Source organism: Providencia sp. 6390, assembly GCF_058148425.1.
The window spans coordinates 308,519-326,072 of record NZ_JBYVYL010000005.1 but is presented as its reverse complement, the minus strand read 5'-3'; the positions used below and the strand labels follow the sequence as shown (position 1 = coordinate 326,072).

The window sequence follows — 17,554 nt, the reverse complement described above, 5'->3', positions numbered from 1 at the left end:
TAGTCACGATTTGCCGATAACTAAGGAGCACACTGTTTTCTCAGTCGGTTTTTTGCACTGTTGAGGGTTGTTTAGGATGAAAAAAATAGCGTTAGCATTATTGTTAGGTTCTGTTTGTTATAGTTCACTATTACTTGCTGTACCCTCGAATACCTCAGCCCCAACTCAACAGACTATTGAGCAGATCACCCAGTTAGCACAAAAAGGTGATGTAAACGCACAGTATTTGCTTGGCCAACGCTATTTTAAAGGTGAAGGTGTATCACAAGATTCTAAAATGGCTGCACAGTGGTTTATCAAAGCAGGCGATCAAGGCAATTCAGATGCGCAGTTCCAACTTGGTACTATGTATGTGAATGGCTTCGGTGTACGCCGTGATTATGATAAAGCCATGCTGTGGTATGAAGAGGCAGCAAAGAATAACGATACCCGTGCCGAAACCAATATGGCTATGATGTATGCTCAGGGGCTTGGTGTTGCTCAAGACCTCGATAAAGCCGCCTATTGGTTTAGAAAAGCGGCTCAGGGTGGAAATGTGATTGCCCAGTTCCATATTGGTCAAATGTATACAATAGGCAGTGGCGTTGATGTGGATAATGAAAAAGCGGTTTTTTGGTTCCGCAAAGCAGCTAAACAGCGAGATGCAAAGGCTCAAGATCGTCTTGGAGTGATGTATTCAGAAGGCAAGGGGGTGAAGAAAAACCTCCAACAATCGTATGCATGGCTAGCTACCGCCGTATATAGCGGTAATAAAGAAAGTCATCGCTTACAAGAGAAAATAGCGTCACAACTTAATGATAATGAATTAAAACAGGCGCAAAAATTAGCGGACAACTATATTCAAACGTATGGTTTTAAAGCCGGCTAACGATTAAATTCGGCTAGTGGGATATCAATCGGTATCCCACTATGATAATCACCGATAATACGAGATAAGCCCAACTCATTCGGTAAAAACGATTATATCCCCAACCTCTACGTACGCTTAGCTGCAACTCTTGGCTTGATAATTTGCGCACTAATAATCGATAGCTCACAATATAGATCAAAGTTAGTAGTTGCCATAGGTACAGTATATTGACGGCAAAAGATTTACCCACAACCAGTAATATCACCAATGGGATAAGAAAAAACAGGATAGAGCCAATTTTTTCAAATTGGCTGACTCGTAATAGAGTCAGCTCATCTTGTGGGGTTACCACCGTTTTCATAACTCACCTGACTTGCGTGCAGGATTACGGCTTGAAAGATTATTGGTGGCACTTTGTAGCGAGTTTTCTCGAACATCCACACGTGCTTGGAATGGTGGGAATGGCAGAGGAATGCCTTGTTCCGCAAATGCAGCCAATATGTTTTGATGGATCTCGTGGCGAGCAGGTAATCGGTGTCCCATTTCGGCTGCATAAACGCGCAATTCAAAAATTTGAATACCCTGTTGAAGATCAACTAAATAGACCTCTGGATTTGGGTTTTCTAATATCATGGTCGAGCGTTCTGCCGCATTGAGTATAGTTGATGTCACCAGTTTGCTATCTGCATCAGCAGGTGCTGGGATGGTCATCACAATACGGGTGATGGTGTCAGTTAGAGACCAGTTAATAAACTGCTCTGTGATAAAAGCCTTATTTGGTACAATAATTTCTTTTCTATCCCAATCCGTTAGCGTTGTTGCTCGAGTATTAATTTTTGTAATACTGCCTGTCAGGTTACGGATGGTCACGGTATCACCGATACGAATCGGCTTTTCGAATAAAATCATTAGGCCAGAAATGATGTTGGCAAAAATCTCTTGCAAGCCAAACCCTAAACCTACCCCCATCGCAGCGACTAGCCATTGTAATTTAGACCAATCGATCCCCAACATTGAGAAGCCTACGATAGTCCCGATGATGGTCAGAGAATATTTGGTTAATGTGCTGATAGCATAGCCAGTACCGGGTGTTAAATCTAAATGTTGCAACACTGCTAGTTCAAGTAATGCAGGTAAGTTACGGACTAACTGTGTAGTGACGATAATAACCAATATGGCAATGAAAATTGACCCCATCGTAATCGGTTGAACGGTATCGACACCGTTAACCGTTGAGGTCACATCCCATAAACGAATATTTTCGAGGAAAGAGAACGCAGTATGCAGCTCAGACCATAGCCAAATCAATGAAACCAAAGCGATCATGGTCAGGATCGAACGGACTAACCCAACTGATTGTGCGCTGATTGCATCAAGATCAATGACTTGCTCATCAATATCTATCGTTCCTTCACCACTTGCGTTAGGTAACTGTGAATCTTCTTCCCCTTTTGCACGTTGCGCTAAGATATCAGCACGGCGTTGCTTAGCACGTTCAAAGGCTAACTTACGGCGCTGTATTGACATCCAGCGACGAATTGCATGGTAAACAATGAGCAATACAAACCAAATTGCCACTGAGGTTTCCAAGCGACCCAATAAGGCTTGGGAGGTTGAGAAATAACCTAACAATGAGAAAAATGCTGCGACAACAGGTGCAATTAGTAGCATCCACCAGAGTGCTTTGTTGATCAGGTTATCACCTGAGCCATGTCGATCTAAATAGAGCGGAACCTGAGTGCGACGTAAGTTATTGGTCATTAAGCTTAAAGCAACACATAGCAGTAAGAAGCAGAAACGACCAATAGTGGCGGCGAATTCCCTATCACTGTAATACTCGAAGGTGATCAGTGCCATCATCAACGGTACTATCACAAAAATTGCGAGACGATAGTAGCGCATCGCGCGTTTGACGGAGTCTTTGTCCCAGCCGAAATGGGAAATAAATAAACCAGTAGGGCGTGAAAAGGTTTCACTGATCATAAATAGCCACAATACAGGGGTTGTGGCACTAACGCCATAGCCAATTGCCGCAGCCATTGGGTATTGCCAAGCACTTTGTAGCCCATAACCAATGGCTGACCACATCATTGGTAAAGGTAATGCAACAATGATCGACCAAAAAATGGTTCGTACAGTCAGATAAAAATGATCTTGAGTGACTTTACCAATCCGTAGGCTTGCGCGATCAAGGAAGTCCTGATAATGACGACGTGTGCTGATGCTGAAAATCACTAAAATAATCGAGCCAAGTAAATATAAGAAGGTATCTTGGGTTGTCAGCATGACTTCTAAAGCGCCTGTCAGCTGTGACAAGGTATCTAAAGAAAGTAGCTGAGTGATATCAGTGATCAAAAGTACGGGATAGTGCAGCGTTACTGGCGGTGTATCAGCAACCCAAAACAGATAGCGGTGTGACGCGTCTTTAACTTCTTTTAAGGCATCGGTGAGCTGGCTGGTGGCGACATTGAGTTTAGTTAGCTCCAGCATTTCGGTATCAAAACCGGAGATCAGTGCGGTCAGCAGTTCTTTACGCGTTTTGATCAGTGAGGTGTATACCTGTGCTTGTGCGGCATTTAAATTATTTTCAGTTTCTTGGCTGGCAATATCCAATTTAGATAAGCGCTCAAGGGTGTCTTCATAATTTAGTCGCTGTACCCGTAAATCAGCCATATCGCGATTGAGCTGCTGGCTTTTAGGTATTTCAGGTAAGCGTGATAGCTGAGTACGTAATGCTTCGCCTAATGTACTTGAGCCATCAAGCCACTGGGCTTGTTCACGGATTGTTGTCAGTGCTTGGCGCGCATCTTGTATACCTGAAGAGATTTCAGTTTGGCTGGCGCTGATGCTATTCATACGAACAGCTTGGTCAGTCAGTTCTTGTGATAATTTACGGTTAACATCGATTTGCTCCTTCAGAAAAGGGGTTAATTCACCCTGTTCAGCAAGCATCTCTGTGTGTTCTAAGGCTAACACTGCTTTTTGCTGACGCAGAGTACTTTGTACTTCACGTAGCTTCTGTAGCTCCAATTCTAGGCGACTATAGCGCTTTTTATTCAGTTCTAATGTGACACGCGAAATCTCTTGGCGGTTATTCGCAGATAACTGCGCCATTTCCAATTCATTTACTTCTGATTTGCGAGCACTCACTTCGGCTTGAGCAAGCATAGCTTGTGCTTCTGCGAGTGGGGTAGCTGGTGTGCTCAATGATTGTAAGCGAAAAGAAGCCTCAGAAAGTAACCGACGTGACTCAGACAGTTGTTGGGGTAACGCACCCAGTGACTCACTGATTTCACGGCCTTTATCTTGTTCTTGCTGAGTTTTACGGCCTTGCTCAAGCAGTTGGCTACTAACCTGAACAATTTGCTGTTCAAGTTCAGATAAACCAATATTGGATGGAATAGGGCTAGGCTCATCGCTCTCATTAAGCAAACTTTGCCTTAACCCTTTAATAATTTTGGGAAAGTTATCAATAGCCTCTTGATAAGACTTTGCTTTCGCGTCAGAGTCATTAGCTTCATTGATCCAATTTAACGCCCCTTGCAATGCTTGAGCAATTTCAGCATCTTTGGGGTTTTTGCTTGGATCAAGTTGTGCTAGCTCCTGCTTAATCTGTGCTTCATTTTGCGTAGTATTTGAAGCCCCAGCCGCAGAGAAGGCGATTAGCAGGCTGAAAAAAAAACTGATAATCAAACGCACAGTCAGGAGCTCCTTCAAGCTATTAATGTCGTATTACTGAGTTTCAATCGGGCTAATAGTTGCATCAGTGTCAGCCTTATCAGAGACCACTTCAGCCAGTAATTCACCCATACGCGTAGCGTAACCGGGGATCAACGAAGGATTGAAACGTATTACGTTAGGTTCGAAGAGATTGATAACGGTCGAGCCTAACTTAAAGCGACCCATTTCTTCGCCTTTTTTCAGGAATACTGCATTTTCAGTGAGTTGCTCAGGGTAGGTCCAACGCTTGACCACCCCCTCGCGTTGATCGTTTACGCAACCACTCCACACAGTTTCTATGCTACCGACAATGGTGGCACCGACTAGAATTTGCACCATCGTGCCCATTTCGGTTTTGAAAACACAAATAAGACGTTCATTACGGGCAAATAAATTAGGCACATTGGCCGCGGTGAGTGGGTTTACGGAAAACAGATCACCCGGTACATAAATCATTTCAGTCAATAAACCATCACATGGCATATGGACACGATGATAATCACTTGGAGAGAGGTAGGTGGTGATAAAATCACCATTACGGAATTTGTCCGCTAACAAGTAGTTACCTGCCAGTAAAGCTTCAACCGTGTAATTATGGCCTTTGGCTTGGAAGATTTGGTCATCTTGGATTGTACCTAACTGACTTACTGCTCCATCGGCAGGTTGCGCCAATTGGTGGCTACCTGCAACCAGTGGACGTGCTTCTTCCTTTAATGGCCTAACAAAAAAATCGTTAAACGTTGCGTAAGCGGTGAATTCACTTTTCTGTGCTTCACTCATATCCACTTTATATGCTTTGGCAAAAAGTTTTATTGCCCATTGGGTAACAAAGCCAACATTTCGACTTGCAAACCAGCCTGCTAGTTGAGTAAGGCCTTGTTTAGGCAGCATATATTGCAAACGTATTTTAATTTTCTTTAGCACGTTAACCTCAAATTCTTAAACACTAATTAGCGTAAAATAGTCACTGAAAGTATTGATGGGAAGGTGGATACCCATTTATTTCACAACTTCTATTGACTGCTGCCACACACACTCTATTTTCGAAGGGCAGCATTTTACCTGTGGGTGCCGAAATAATGAATAGGCTGAAAAATCTTTACTATTCAGTGAGCCATTTACATAATAAAATGTAAGTGCTTACTTACAATTTCGATCTTAAAGAAAAAGATTATTTCTCTTTACCAGTAAAATTACCGCGTGGCTTAACCTGTTCCATGCTTTCCAAAATACGGTGATAGTTTTCAAAGCGCGATTCAGCGATATCCCCTCGCTCGGTGGCCTCACGTATTAAGCAGCCAGGGTCATCTAAATGTTTACAGTCGCGGAACTTACAGCCACCAAGGTACTCTTTAAATTCGACAAAACCTTTCGTCACTTGTTCCGTAGAAAGGTGCCACAAGCCAAATTCACGTACACCCGGTGAGTCGATCACATCACCACCCAGAGGGAAGTGATAGAGCCTTGATGTCGTGGTGGTGTGTTGGCCTAGCCCTGAGTTATCAGATACATCATTGACTAAAATGGCTTGCTCGTTGTGAGGCAGTAATGTATTCAGTAAGCTGGATTTACCTACACCAGATTGACCAACAAACACTGATACCTTACCTTCTAGCGTGTTAGTAAGTGCTTCCATTCCTTCATTGGTATGGCTGGAAACTTCAAGTACTTGATAACCGATATCACTGTAAATTGTCATCAGGTCACTAACCCACTCACGATTCTCTTCATCTAATAAATCGATCTTGTTCAGAACGATAATAGGTTTAATACCTAATGTTTCGCAAGCGACTAAGTAACGATCGATAATATTCAGAGAAAGTTCAGGCAAAATGGCAGAAACAACGACGATTTGGTCGATATTTGCGGCGATAGGTTTCAACCCATCATAATAATCAGGGCGTGTCAGAACCGAGTGACGCTCATGTACAGCTTCGACAATGCCATTAATTTTAATATCAGCCTGTATATTGAGTGCGGGACGCCAAACAACGCGATCGCCAGTCACAAGGGATGAAATAGTTCGACGTAAGTTACAACGCTGTATGGTGCCATCATTGGCTTCGATATCAGCATGTTGACCGAATCGGCTGATCACCAGCCCCTCTTGCGCTTCACCGAGTTGGCTATCATCAATCTCAACGACATGCTGTTTTTTCAATCGCCTTTGATGATTTGCTTGTACGCGGCGCTGTTGGCCTTTCGACAGTTTTTGCTTAGCCACCGGACCTCTCTTGATATTATTGGCTGAGTTTTGTTTTTTTGCTTATTTGAGTCGTTCGCACCGATATCTCAAACGCGCTATTATAGCATGAACTTTATTGGATCAAATTAGGGCATATGATGCAAAAGAATGAGAATAATTTAATCTGGATCGATTTAGAGATGACTGGGCTCGACCCTGAACGCGATCGTATTATTGAGATTGCGACGATTGTGACGGACAGTCAACTGAATATTTTAGCACAAGGTCCAGTGATTGCAGTTCATCAGACACAAGCACAGCTTAATTTGATGGATGAATGGAACGTCAATACACACACGGGTAGCGGTTTAGTTGAGCGCGTTAAAAACAGCCAATTTAGCGAGCAAGATGCTGAGTTAGCCACGATTGAATTTTTAGAGCAGTGGGTGCCGAAAGGTGTATCACCAATTTGTGGCAATAGTGTTGGCCAAGATCGCCGTTTCTTATTCCGCTATATGCCTGAACTAGAAAGTTATTTCCACTACCGCTACCTTGATGTCAGCACGTTAAAAGAGCTTGCACGCCGTTGGAAGCCTGAAATCTTAGAAGGCTTTACTAAACAGGGCACCCACCAAGCATTGGATGATATTCGTGAGTCTATTGCGGAACTCGCTTATTACCGCGAAACCTTTATTAAATAGTTGTTATCTAATCAAATGATTAAAGTAATTAGCTGCCAGTGGGCAGCTAATTACTTTTTGGGCAGGGATAAAAGCTTTAACTGTTTCATCATAGCTAGAGGTTTCAATAAATTGTCCCGATATACGTTTCATTAAAAAATCCTTTCATTGTGATGAATCCTATTAAAGAATAATTTAACAAGATGTAACTCTATTAAAGAGTTCTTTAATGGAGTTTAGTGTAATCAAAAATTCTTTTTCATCAGTTGTAATGTGTTCAACATTCTTTAGCGATGTTTTCCTCTCTCAGTGATTGGGTTCACAAAAAGTTCATTCAAATTTTTTGTCCAACAAAGGCAAATTTAGTTGCTTTCATTCGTGATTGCTTGGAGGTACATTAACTCCATCGCAGATAACAAAGGTTATCTACATAATCTAAAAGAAAAAATGAAGGATAAAAATTATGAACATGATTAAAACATTAACAACTGCATCTCTGTTATCTCTGCTGGCTTTCGGTGCTTCGGCTCAAACGATTACTGCAACAGGTGATACGCTTTCTTCTACTGAAGCTCTGATTGCTCAAAAAGCAAAAGATGCTGGTGCAGATAATTACACCATTACAAGCGCACGTGTAGGTAACTTTGTGACTATGAGTGCCGATCTCAACAAATAAGATTTTCCAGTCTCGCCGAGTTAACGGAATGCCTAATTCAGGCACTCCGTTGCTTGTTTATGTTAATGACCTACCTGCAATGCTCCAAATTATCCAACTTTTCAATATTCGTTCTATCCCACCTAATATCCATAAAAGTAAAAAATGTTAACCGATTGAAATCAGAAGTTTACTTATAATGCTGATAAAATCATCATTATGTCGAATTTATCAGCAAACGAACAAAAAAATGAAAAATTTGCGTCAAGGGGCTTGCCTGACGTGCAATTTCTCGTATAATGCGCTCCCCGTACCGATGAAGATTTTCATCAGTGCGGCAAAGCAAAAAGAGTACGTTTTGCGGGAATAGCTCAGTTGGTAGAGCACGACCTTGCCAAGGTCGGGGTCGCGAGTTCGAGTCTCGTTTCCCGCTCCAAACTCTCTTAATGTTTTAGCTAAAACACTATTTTCGGTCTGCGGGAATAGCTCAGTTGGTAGAGCACGACCTTGCCAAGGTCGGGGTCGCGAGTTCGAGTCTCGTTTCCCGCTCCAATCTCTCTTAGTGTTTTAGTGTAGTAACCCACCAAATGCGGGAATAGCTCAGTTGGTAGAGCACGACCTTGCCAAGGTCGGGGTCGCGAGTTCGAGTCTCGTTTCCCGCTCCAAAGTTTTAATATCCTTCGTTATACACTTTCTTATACCTTAGTTCTCAAAATATATTTTTATTTATTATTAGACCTATTTGTATCTATGCTCTATACCTATTTATGACCTTTGTTGTCGGCTTTTATACGGTGAAAGAAATCAGTGATGATCATCACGATCTTTTTTTGATCTTGTTGGTTTTTCTGCTTGCATTCATCGGGTTGCCACCATAGAATAGCCTCCCCTTAGCGATAGGGGCTATCAATAAGTATCCCAATTGTTATAATTTCGTTTGTAACAATAAACAAAAAGCCTATTTTTGGCGTTTTCAGTTAATTTCTTGTTTCAATCTAAAGTTTTTGTAACTTTACTTTCGTTGTGAGTCGTTAAAAGGTCAATTTGTTTACCTTTCCATTGTTGCCTAGTTATCCACAATTTATTAGCGAAAAGATGTCGTCTATACGTCTCTGTAACACTTTACTGCACAGAGTTATCCACAGGATGCTCAGGTAGGTATTTTTGCGCATTTGTAAAAATACTTTCTCTGTGAGATTTGTTATGTGGTTGAATTTAAATAGTAAATGTTTTTACTTAAAATGTGGGCAGCACAACTTGCAAATTCTTTAACTATTGTCTAGTAAGCAGTTTTTTATTTTATGCACACTTGATTGACTTTTGTTGAATCGAGTTATATAGACGTACTATTTTTAAGCATCTCTTGGTAAACCTTTAGATATGGCGCGTACAAGGCGTTTTTGTTGTGAAGTTTGGATAGTCACTTGATTTTCTTCTCTGCGTTTTAATTGCTGTTGTATTGCCCATGTGAGGTGCTCATCCAACATGTCATTAAAGCACAAACGAGAGCGCAAAGCGGTCACAATATTGTCTTGATAAGGTGCGTTACCTAGCGCAACACTAATATTCCTCAGCCATTTCAAATAGCCAATCCGACGAATAGCAGAACCTTCAGTGACCTTTAAAAACGTTTCTTCACTCCAACTGAATAACTCAAGCAGCTCTGGTGTATGCAATGCGCGTCTTGGACTAAAATCTTCTTCATCGGTTAACTGCGAGAAACGGTTCCAAGGACAAATGAGCTGACAATCATCACAACCATAGATGCGATTACCCATTAATGGGCGAAATTCCTCTGGAATAGGGCCATCAAGTTCGATGGTGAGATAAGAAATGCAGCGTCTTGCGTCAACCACATAAGGTTCCACGATCGCGCCGGTTGGGCATGTTGTCATGCAGGCAACACAACGACCACATTGTTCTTCGATAGGTTGATCGATGGGGAGTGGTAAATTCACCAATAATTCACCAAGAAAAAACCAAGATCCTGCTTCACGATTGAGGATCAAAGAATGTTTTCCTGTCCAACCTAAACCTGCTTTCACCGCGAGCGGTCGTTCTAAAATAGGTGCTGAGTCAACGAAAGGGCGAAAGTTAAGATCATCAGAACAAGTGTACTCACGACAGTATTCTAAAATACGATCACTCAGCATTTTTAAACGTTTTTTGAGAAGCTTATGATAGTCTCTACCCAGTGCGTAGCGGCTGATATAACCTAGATCGGGGTTGTTAAGAGTGCTGGCAAAGGCTGCTTTTGCAGGTAGATAGTTCATGCGAACACTGATAACGCGGAGCGTGCCTGGATGCAATTCATGTGGCCTTGCTCGCATCATGCCATGGCGAGCCATCCACTCCATGTCGCCATGATATTGCTTATCTAGCCATGCTTGTAGCTTAGGCTCCTCTAATGATAAGTCAGTATCACAAATACCCACTTGCTGGAACCCGATTTCAAGGCCCCATTGTTTGATATTTTGTGCGAGAAGATCGAGCTTGAGATGTGTTGCCATATTGATTTTATCAGGGTGTTAAACTCAGTATAATTGCAGCGGCACTTTACCATGGCCGTGCTATTTCACAAAGTGCCTCCTTTGCGAAAAGGTATGCTTTAATAAGGATCCAGTGGTTGTCTTATATGCATTATCTGAATATTTCTGTAATGTTATACTCGTTATACTTCAAGATGCAGCGCTTTTTGTTGAGGAATAAGTGACTACGCGACGCTCACCGAGTCACAGTGTTTATCTATGCTCCCCGTCTATCTTCGTTTGTCGCCTACCTGCAACTCGAATTATTTAGAGTATAGTTAAGAAAAATAAAGCGGCTTGAGTTAATATACTCACTAAATTGATCTATTTTTTATAAAGCTGATTAAATTATCCATGAAAGAACGCATTTTACAACTTGCCAACGAAGAACAAACCGTGGCGCTAGGGCGTGCTGTCGCAGCTGCTTGCAAACAAGGAGCAGTGATCAATTTATATGGTGATCTTGGTGCAGGAAAAACAACCTTTAGTCGTGGTTTTCTGCAAGCGCTAGGGCATCAAGGCCATGTAAAAAGCCCGACTTATACACTAGTCGAACCCTACGATCTTCCTGGTAGGCAGGTTTTCCATTTTGATCTTTACCGTTTGGCTGATCCAGAAGAACTGGAATTTATGGGGATCCGTGACTATTTTTCCCCAGAGTCGATCTGTTTAGTTGAATGGCCTCAGCAAGGTAAAGGTTTTTTACCTGAAGCTGACCTTGAGCTACATCTAACTTATCAAGGTGAAGGTCGTCAGGCTCACTTTATTGCTTTTTCTGCAAATGGGGAGTCGTTGTTAGAAGCATTACAAGCACTCTAAGGGATATATTGCTTATGACGAATGCATTGCCAATAAAAATAACAAAAAGGGGTCTCTGCTCCTTCTTATTATTGTTGATTATTTTTGCGCTATCGTTGGTTGCTCGGCCTATACAAGCAGCCACCTTATCAAATATTCAGGTAAACAACAGCCCATCAAGTGCACAGGTAACCTTAACCTTTGCAGACGGCAGCCCTGATTACAAATTTTTCCCTTTGCATTCGCCAGAGCGGCTTGTGATTGATCTGAAGCAGAGCGGTGAAATCATTGGATTACCAATGAAATTGCCAGCAGGTGATTTAGTCAAAGTGATCCGTGCTAGCCAACCTCCAACCAGTCAGCATAAACGTATTGTGTTGGAATTAGCGTCAGCAGCAAAAGTTCAAGCGTCACTTAAGCAAGTTGCGGGTGAATATCAGGTGGTATTTACACTGTCAACAGGCAAAGGGAACTCGGCTGCTACATTTAATAATAGTGCTCAACCGGTGCAAACTCCGCGTAATACTATTCAAGATAAGCCGTTAAAAATGAATTCTCCGTCGGCAGCGCAGACTCAGCAAAATAATTCGACAGCTGCACCTGTGCCCGTTAAGACCAATAAAACGATGCCGAAAGGTTCAAAGCAAGTTGTGATTGCAATCGATGCAGGCCATGGCGGTAAAGATCCCGGCGCAATTGGTAAAAATGGCTATCGTGAAAAAGATGTCACTTTAAGTGTCGCACGCAAACTGTATGCGAAATTAGATTCTGATCCAATGTTTAAACCTGCAATGACCCGTGATGGTGATTATTTTATTTCTGTAAGCGGTCGTTCGGATGTCGCGCGTAAAAAAAATGCCAATATGTTGGTTTCGATTCATGCGGATTCAGCACCAAATAGTAGCGCTCGTGGGGCGTCAGTGTGGGTACTTTCCAACCGTCGAGCGAATAGCGAGTTAGGTAGTTGGTTAGAGCAACGAGAAAAACAATCAGAACTGCTTGGTGGTGCAGGAGATGCCCTCAGTGGTGCGGATCCATACTTAAGTCAGGCGGTGCTTGATTTGCAATTCGGTCACTCGCAGCGTGTCGGCTACGATGTTGCAGTACATGTGATACGCCAGTTACGAAAAGTGGGTAATATCCATAAAAATAGCCCTGAACATGCAAGCTTAGGCGTATTACGATCACCTGATATTCCATCAATTCTGGTAGAAACAGGTTTTATCAGTAACAGCGCGGAAGAGCAGTTATTAAAATCGGATGCTTATCAGGAGCAAGTGGCAGAAGCTATCCATCAAGGCTTGCGTCAATATTTCCTTGCAAACCCTTTGCAAGCTGCACCTAAATAAGGAGTTATGGCATGGCGATACAGATCCTCTCTCCTCAACTGGCAAACCAAATCGCGGCTGGCGAGGTGGTTGAGCGGCCTGCATCGGTGGTCAAAGAGTTAGTTGAAAATAGCCTCGATGCAGGTGCAACACGTATTGATATCGATATTGAACGTGGTGGAGAAAAGCTGATCCGTATTCGTGATAATGGCTGTGGCATCAGTAAAGATGAACTGATCCTTGCTTTAGCACGCCATGCTACCAGTAAAATTGCGACATTGGATGATCTTGAAGCAATAATGAGTATGGGGTTCCGTGGTGAAGCGCTTGCCAGTATTAGCTCAGTGTCACGTTTAACATTAACGTCAAAGCCTGCGCAACAGAGCGAGGCGTGGCAATCCTATGCGGAAGGCCGTGATATGGCGGTTACAGTCAAACCTGCGGCTCATCCAAATGGAACAACGGTAGAAGTATTAGATCTTTTCTACAATACGCCTGCAAGACGCAAATTTATGCGTACTGAAAAAACCGAATTTGGTCACATCGATGAAATTGTTCGGCGCATTGCGCTCTCTCGCCCTGATGTTGCCATTAATTTGAATCACAATGGTAAGCTAGTTAAGCAGTATCGAGCAGCACAAGATGAAGCTCAGCAAGAACGCCGTTTAGCGGCAGTTTGTGGTACAGGTTTCATGCAAGGTGCATTAGCAATTGCTTGGGAACATGGTGACCTTGGTATCAAAGGCTGGATTGTGTCGCCTTCCGTAGGCTCAGTTAGCGATATTCAATATTGTTATGTCAATGGTCGAATGATGCGGGATAGACTGATTAACCATGCTATTCGTCAGGCTTATGAAGGCCACCTCGATGATAATCAACAACCTGCTTATGTACTGTATTTAACGGTTGACCCTCAACAAGTCGATGTCAATGTGCACCCTGCTAAACATGAAGTGCGTTTTCATCAAGCACGATTAGTGCATGATTTTATCTATCAAGGCGTGCGTACTGCGTTACTTAATGCGCACCAACCCGATGAATTACCAGGAATAGAATCCGTCACTCATGAGTTAGTTAATAGAACAGCGGCGGGGGATAACTATTTTGCACCGCAAGCGGCTCCACTGACTGCGAAGCATGATCAAACGGCGCCTTCTCAGGCTGCGCGTTTTGACAGTGAAAAATCACGTTCACTATCTTCAGGGGCAGCATCTGTCAGTCATAATCGAGAAAAAGGTGCATTTGAACACACGGCCCCAACGTATGATCGTAAAGCAGGGCAGCTATATCAGTCATTAATGTCAGTGCCTGTTGCTGAGGAAGATAAAAAAACCTTGTTTCCAACTCGGCAACCATTAGATGTTCCAACGATTTTTTCCCAATCTGTTGCAGAAAATGCTAACAGCTATACTTTTGGTAAAGTATTGACAATTTACGCGAAAAACTTTGCATTAATTGAGTCTTCATTAGGGATAATCCTGTTATCCTTAGTTGAAGCAAATTACTTATTGAAGTTGGCGCAATTATCTCCAACAGGCGAAGCGTTGAAACCTCAGCCTCTGCTGATCCCGCTAAAATTGACGCTTAGTCATGATGAAATTGCGGTTTTTCAGCGTAATAAGGAACAATTGACATTATTTGGTATTGAAGCCACGATATCTCATGGAAAAGTTACTATTCATGCGGTATCGTTACCGCTAAGAACACAAAATTTATCGCAGCTTTTTTCAGGTTTACTGGTGTTTTTGTCGTCAAAAGAGCATTCATCGCATCAAGATATTGCACAATGGCTTGCAAAAACAGTTTCGCAAGAAAAAACGCAAGAAAGCTGGAGCTTAGCACAAGCAGTACAGTTACTCGCTGATGTTGAGAGGCTTTGCCCACAGCAGGTGAAAAAGCCGTCACCAACATTATTACAATTAATTAATTTACAACCCGTGGTAGCTACACTAACAAATGAGTGAATCAGCAACTCAAAAAAAACCGAATGCAATATTCCTGATGGGGCCTACGGCCTCAGGTAAGACTGCGTTGGCGATTGCTTTACGTCAACACTTACCTGTAGAGATAATCAGTGTCGATTCGGCGTTGATCTACCGCGGTATGGATATTGGCACAGCGAAACCAAATGCAGAGGAACTTAGCCAAGCCCCTCATCGTTTGATCGACATTCTCGATCCTTCTTTACCTTATTCCGCTGCCGATTTCCGGCGAGACGCATTAAATGTAATGGATGAAATTACTTCTCAAGGTAAAATTCCATTATTAGTGGGCGGCACAATGCTGTATTTTAAGGCATTACTCGAAGGACTTTCGCCATTACCTTCGGCTGATCCTATTGTGCGTGCTGAAATTGAGCAGATAGCACAATTGCATGGATGGTCTGAGATCCATCGTCGTTTAGCCGAGGTTGATCCCGTTGCTGCAACTAGGATTCATCCGAATGATCCACAAAGATTATCCCGGGCTTTAGAGGTATATCTCATTTCAGGGCAAACTTTGACTGAAATGACACAAACAGCGGGCGAAGAATTACCTTATAATGTGTTTCAGTTTGCTATTGCGCCCCAAGATCGTAAAATTTTACATGAGCGCATTGAACAACGTTTTCATCAGATGTTAGAAGCCGGTTTTGAAGAGGAAGTTCGTACTCTTTATCAACGAGGTGATTTGCATGTTGATTTACCCTCGATTCGTTGTGTGGGTTATCGGCAGATGTGGTCATATCTGGAAGGCGAAATAAATTATGATGAAATGGTTTATCGGGGAATTTGTGCAACACGCCAATTGGCAAAACGCCAGATTACCTGGTTGAGAAGCTGGGAAAATGTTCATTGGTTAGATAGTGAACAACCACAGCAGGCGCTTAAGGCAGTTATGCAGGTCATACGCTAATTAACTTGAAGTATTGTTAGGTAACAAATCAGTGAGTATCTAGATACATAAATTACTATGTAACGAGTACAAGTGAATGTCACCAACAATCCTGTAACTTGAAGTATATACGTGCATAGAGCCATTGTTTGTGTACAATTAGAACGTTAAGCGCAATTTTTGAGTAGTTACTTTTTGGAGCCGTAAGGTTCTCATTTAAAAACAACAAAATAAGGAAAACATAGAATGGCTAAGGGGCAATCTTTGCAAGATCCGTTCCTGAACGCATTACGTCGTGAAAGGGTTCCGGTCTCAATTTATTTAGTTAACGGCATCAAATTGCAGGGGCAGATTGAATCTTTTGACCAGTTTGTCATTTTACTGAAAAACACGGTAAGTCAGATGGTTTATAAGCACGCTATCTCTACCGTTGTCCCTGCTCGTCCTGTTTCTCATCATAGCGGTAGCGCTACAGGTGGTACAGGCAATGGTAATTACCACACTGGAGCTCCTGCTCAGCAGGATGGCGAAGCTGCTGAGTAATACCAGTTGCACGTTAAAATTCAAGGAAAACATAGGTAGGGAGACTTTACCTGTGTTTTTCCTTTGTCTTTATAGTGATTAAGCCTAAGAGGTTATAGCCCTTGTTTGATAGGTATGAAGGCGGTGAGCTGGCTGTATTGGTACATGTCTTTTTTTCTCAAGAAAAAGATACTGAAAATCTGGCAGAGTTTGAGTCACTCGTGACATCTGCGGGGGTGAAACCCGTACAGATAGTAACAGGCAGTCGAAAGTCCCCCCATCCTAAATACTATGTCGGGGAAGGGAAAGCGGAAGAAATCGCTGATGCAGTCAAGGAAAGTGGCGCAGATGTGGTGCTGTTTAACCATACTCTTAGCCCTGCTCAGGAACGTAATCTTGAACGGTTGTGCGAATGTAAGGTCGTTGACCGTACAGGCGTTATTTTAGATATATTTGCTCAAAGGGCGCGGACTCACGAAGGGAAGCTGCAAGTTGAACTCGCGCAATTACGTCATTTGTCTACTCGTCTTGTTAGAGGATGGACGCACCTTGAGCGGCAAAAAGGTGGGATCGGTCTACGTGGTCCTGGCGAAACTCAGCTTGAGACTGACCGTCGGTTATTAAGGGGAAAAATCAGTCAGATTTTGTCCCGTCTTAGTCGAGTCGAAAAGCAACGTGAACAAGGTCGGCAAGCACGTAATAAAGCTGATATCCCAACGATATCGCTAGTGGGTTATACTAACGCAGGTAAATCGAGCCTATTTAATCGAATGACATCGTCAGAGGTTTATGCGGCTGATCAACTGTTTGCAACACTCGATCCAACATTGAGGCGCATTGATGTCGATGATGTAGGAACGGTTGTACTTGCAGATACGGTTGGGTTTATTCGTCACTTGCCACATGATTTAGTTGCGGCTTTTAAAGCAACGTTGCAAGAAACACGTGAGGCAACTTTATTGCTGCACGTTATTGATGCAGCGGATAACCGTTTGGATGAAAACATTCATGCGGTCGAAAGTGTTTTGGAAGAAATTGAAGCTGATGAGATCCCAACACTTTTAGTCATGAACAAAGTGGATATGCTGGAAGAGTTTGTCCCGCGTATTGACAGAAATGAGGATAACAAGCCAGTTCGTGTCTGGGTTTCAGCGCAAACGGGTGAAGGTATCCCCTTGTTGCTACAAGCACTGACGGAACGCCTTTCGGGTGAAATCGCACACGTTGAAATGCGTTTACCACCAAGTGAAGGCCGCCTGCGTAGTCGTTTTTATCAGCTCCAAGCTATTGAGCGTGAATGGCAGGAGGAAGACGGCTCAATTGGCCTTGAGGTGCGTATGCCAATGGTTGATTGGCTGCGTTTGTGCAAACAGGAACAACAATTGCCTAGTTATGTGATTTAACATATTTCTAG

At 42.8% G+C, this 17,554-nt stretch carries 15 protein-coding genes and 3 tRNA genes; 12 read left to right on the top strand and 6 right to left on the bottom strand.

Annotated elements, in window-relative coordinates; all coding sequences use genetic code 11:
* Positions 1–76: 76 nt before the first annotated feature.
* A complete protein-coding gene (locus tag AC3Z9T_RS13125; protein ID WP_490126557.1) occupies positions 77–868 on the top strand; it encodes a tetratricopeptide repeat protein in 792 nt (263 codons plus the stop codon).
* Positions 869–881: 13 nt separating this feature from the next.
* Here AC3Z9T_RS13125 and AC3Z9T_RS13120 read toward each other — a convergent pair whose 3' ends face one another.
* From AC3Z9T_RS13120 to rsgA, 4 genes are all read right to left on the bottom strand, one after another.
* The gene (locus AC3Z9T_RS13120) at positions 882–1,211 is read right to left on the bottom strand and encodes a hypothetical protein (RefSeq protein WP_490126556.1); all 330 of its coding nucleotides are present in this window, start codon (positions 1,209–1,211) and stop codon (positions 882–884) included.
* On the bottom strand, positions 1,208–4,549 hold the full coding sequence (gene mscM, locus AC3Z9T_RS13115) for a miniconductance mechanosensitive channel MscM (protein WP_490126555.1): 3,342 nt from the start codon (positions 4,547–4,549) through the stop codon (positions 1,208–1,210). The genes AC3Z9T_RS13120 and mscM overlap by 4 nt, the downstream gene beginning before the upstream one ends.
* Positions 4,550–4,582: 33 nt before the next feature.
* The gene (asd, locus tag AC3Z9T_RS13110) at positions 4,583–5,494 is read right to left on the bottom strand and encodes an archaetidylserine decarboxylase (RefSeq protein WP_490126554.1); all 912 of its coding nucleotides are present in this window, start codon (positions 5,492–5,494) and stop codon (positions 4,583–4,585) included.
* Between the two features lie 247 nt (positions 5,495–5,741).
* A complete protein-coding gene (gene rsgA, locus AC3Z9T_RS13105) occupies positions 5,742–6,794 on the bottom strand; it encodes a small ribosomal subunit biogenesis GTPase RsgA (RefSeq protein ID WP_490126553.1) in 1,053 nt (350 codons plus the stop codon).
* A gap of 119 nt (positions 6,795–6,913) precedes the next feature.
* Between rsgA and orn the strand changes: the two genes are divergently transcribed.
* Positions 6,914–7,456, top strand: coding sequence for an oligoribonuclease (orn, locus tag AC3Z9T_RS13100; protein WP_490126552.1), 543 nt, complete (start codon positions 6,914–6,916; stop codon positions 7,454–7,456).
* A 3-nt stretch (positions 7,457–7,459) separates the two neighbouring features.
* Here orn and AC3Z9T_RS13095 read toward each other — a convergent pair whose 3' ends face one another.
* Complete coding sequence (locus AC3Z9T_RS13095) at positions 7,460–7,588, bottom strand: hypothetical protein (RefSeq protein WP_490126551.1); 129 nt, start codon at positions 7,586–7,588, stop codon at positions 7,460–7,462.
* A 310-nt stretch (positions 7,589–7,898) separates the two neighbouring features.
* Here AC3Z9T_RS13095 and AC3Z9T_RS13090 point away from each other — a divergent pair, with 310 nt between their 5' ends.
* The 4 genes from AC3Z9T_RS13090 (at position 7,899) to AC3Z9T_RS13075 (ending at position 8,755) form a co-directional block, all read left to right on the top strand.
* Positions 7,899–8,111, top strand: a complete 213-nt coding sequence (locus AC3Z9T_RS13090) for a YdgH/BhsA/McbA family protein (protein ID WP_490126550.1) — start codon at positions 7,899–7,901, stop codon at positions 8,109–8,111.
* Between the two features lie 339 nt (positions 8,112–8,450).
* Positions 8,451–8,526: transfer RNA gene (locus AC3Z9T_RS13085), tRNA-Gly, on the top strand.
* A 40-nt stretch (positions 8,527–8,566) separates the two neighbouring features.
* Positions 8,567–8,642, top strand: a tRNA-Gly gene (locus AC3Z9T_RS13080).
* Between the two features lie 37 nt (positions 8,643–8,679).
* Positions 8,680–8,755, top strand: a tRNA-Gly gene (locus AC3Z9T_RS13075).
* 687 nt (positions 8,756–9,442) lie between these two features.
* Here AC3Z9T_RS13075 and queG read toward each other — a convergent pair.
* Entirely contained in the window at positions 9,443–10,600 is a 1,158-nt protein-coding gene (gene queG, locus AC3Z9T_RS13070; protein WP_490126549.1) for a tRNA epoxyqueuosine(34) reductase QueG, read from the bottom strand.
* A 372-nt stretch (positions 10,601–10,972) separates the two neighbouring features.
* On the opposite strand from queG, the gene tsaE reads away from it, so the two are divergent.
* From tsaE to hflX, 6 genes are all read left to right on the top strand, one after another.
* Positions 10,973–11,437: a tRNA (adenosine(37)-N6)-threonylcarbamoyltransferase complex ATPase subunit type 1 TsaE gene (gene tsaE / locus AC3Z9T_RS13065; protein WP_490126548.1), complete on the top strand. Its 465-nt coding sequence runs from the start codon at positions 10,973–10,975 to the stop codon at positions 11,435–11,437.
* A 14-nt stretch (positions 11,438–11,451) separates the two neighbouring features.
* A complete protein-coding gene (gene amiB, locus AC3Z9T_RS13060; protein WP_490126547.1) occupies positions 11,452–12,765 on the top strand; it encodes an N-acetylmuramoyl-L-alanine amidase AmiB in 1,314 nt (437 codons plus the stop codon).
* 11 nt (positions 12,766–12,776) lie between these two features.
* Complete coding sequence (gene mutL / locus AC3Z9T_RS13055; RefSeq protein ID WP_490126546.1) at positions 12,777–14,708, top strand: DNA mismatch repair endonuclease MutL; 1,932 nt, start codon at positions 12,777–12,779, stop codon at positions 14,706–14,708.
* On the top strand, positions 14,701–15,639 hold the full coding sequence (gene miaA, locus AC3Z9T_RS13050) for a tRNA (adenosine(37)-N6)-dimethylallyltransferase MiaA (protein WP_490126545.1): 939 nt from the start codon (positions 14,701–14,703) through the stop codon (positions 15,637–15,639). Before mutL ends, miaA begins: the two co-directional genes overlap by 8 nt.
* A 225-nt stretch (positions 15,640–15,864) precedes the next feature.
* Positions 15,865–16,161: an RNA chaperone Hfq gene (gene hfq, locus AC3Z9T_RS13045; RefSeq protein WP_490126544.1), complete on the top strand. Its 297-nt coding sequence runs from the start codon at positions 15,865–15,867 to the stop codon at positions 16,159–16,161.
* 101 nt (positions 16,162–16,262) lie between these two features.
* The gene (hflX, locus tag AC3Z9T_RS13040) at positions 16,263–17,543 is read left to right on the top strand and encodes a ribosome rescue GTPase HflX (protein ID WP_490126543.1); all 1,281 of its coding nucleotides are present in this window, start codon (positions 16,263–16,265) and stop codon (positions 17,541–17,543) included.
* Positions 17,544–17,554: the final 11 nt, after the last annotated feature.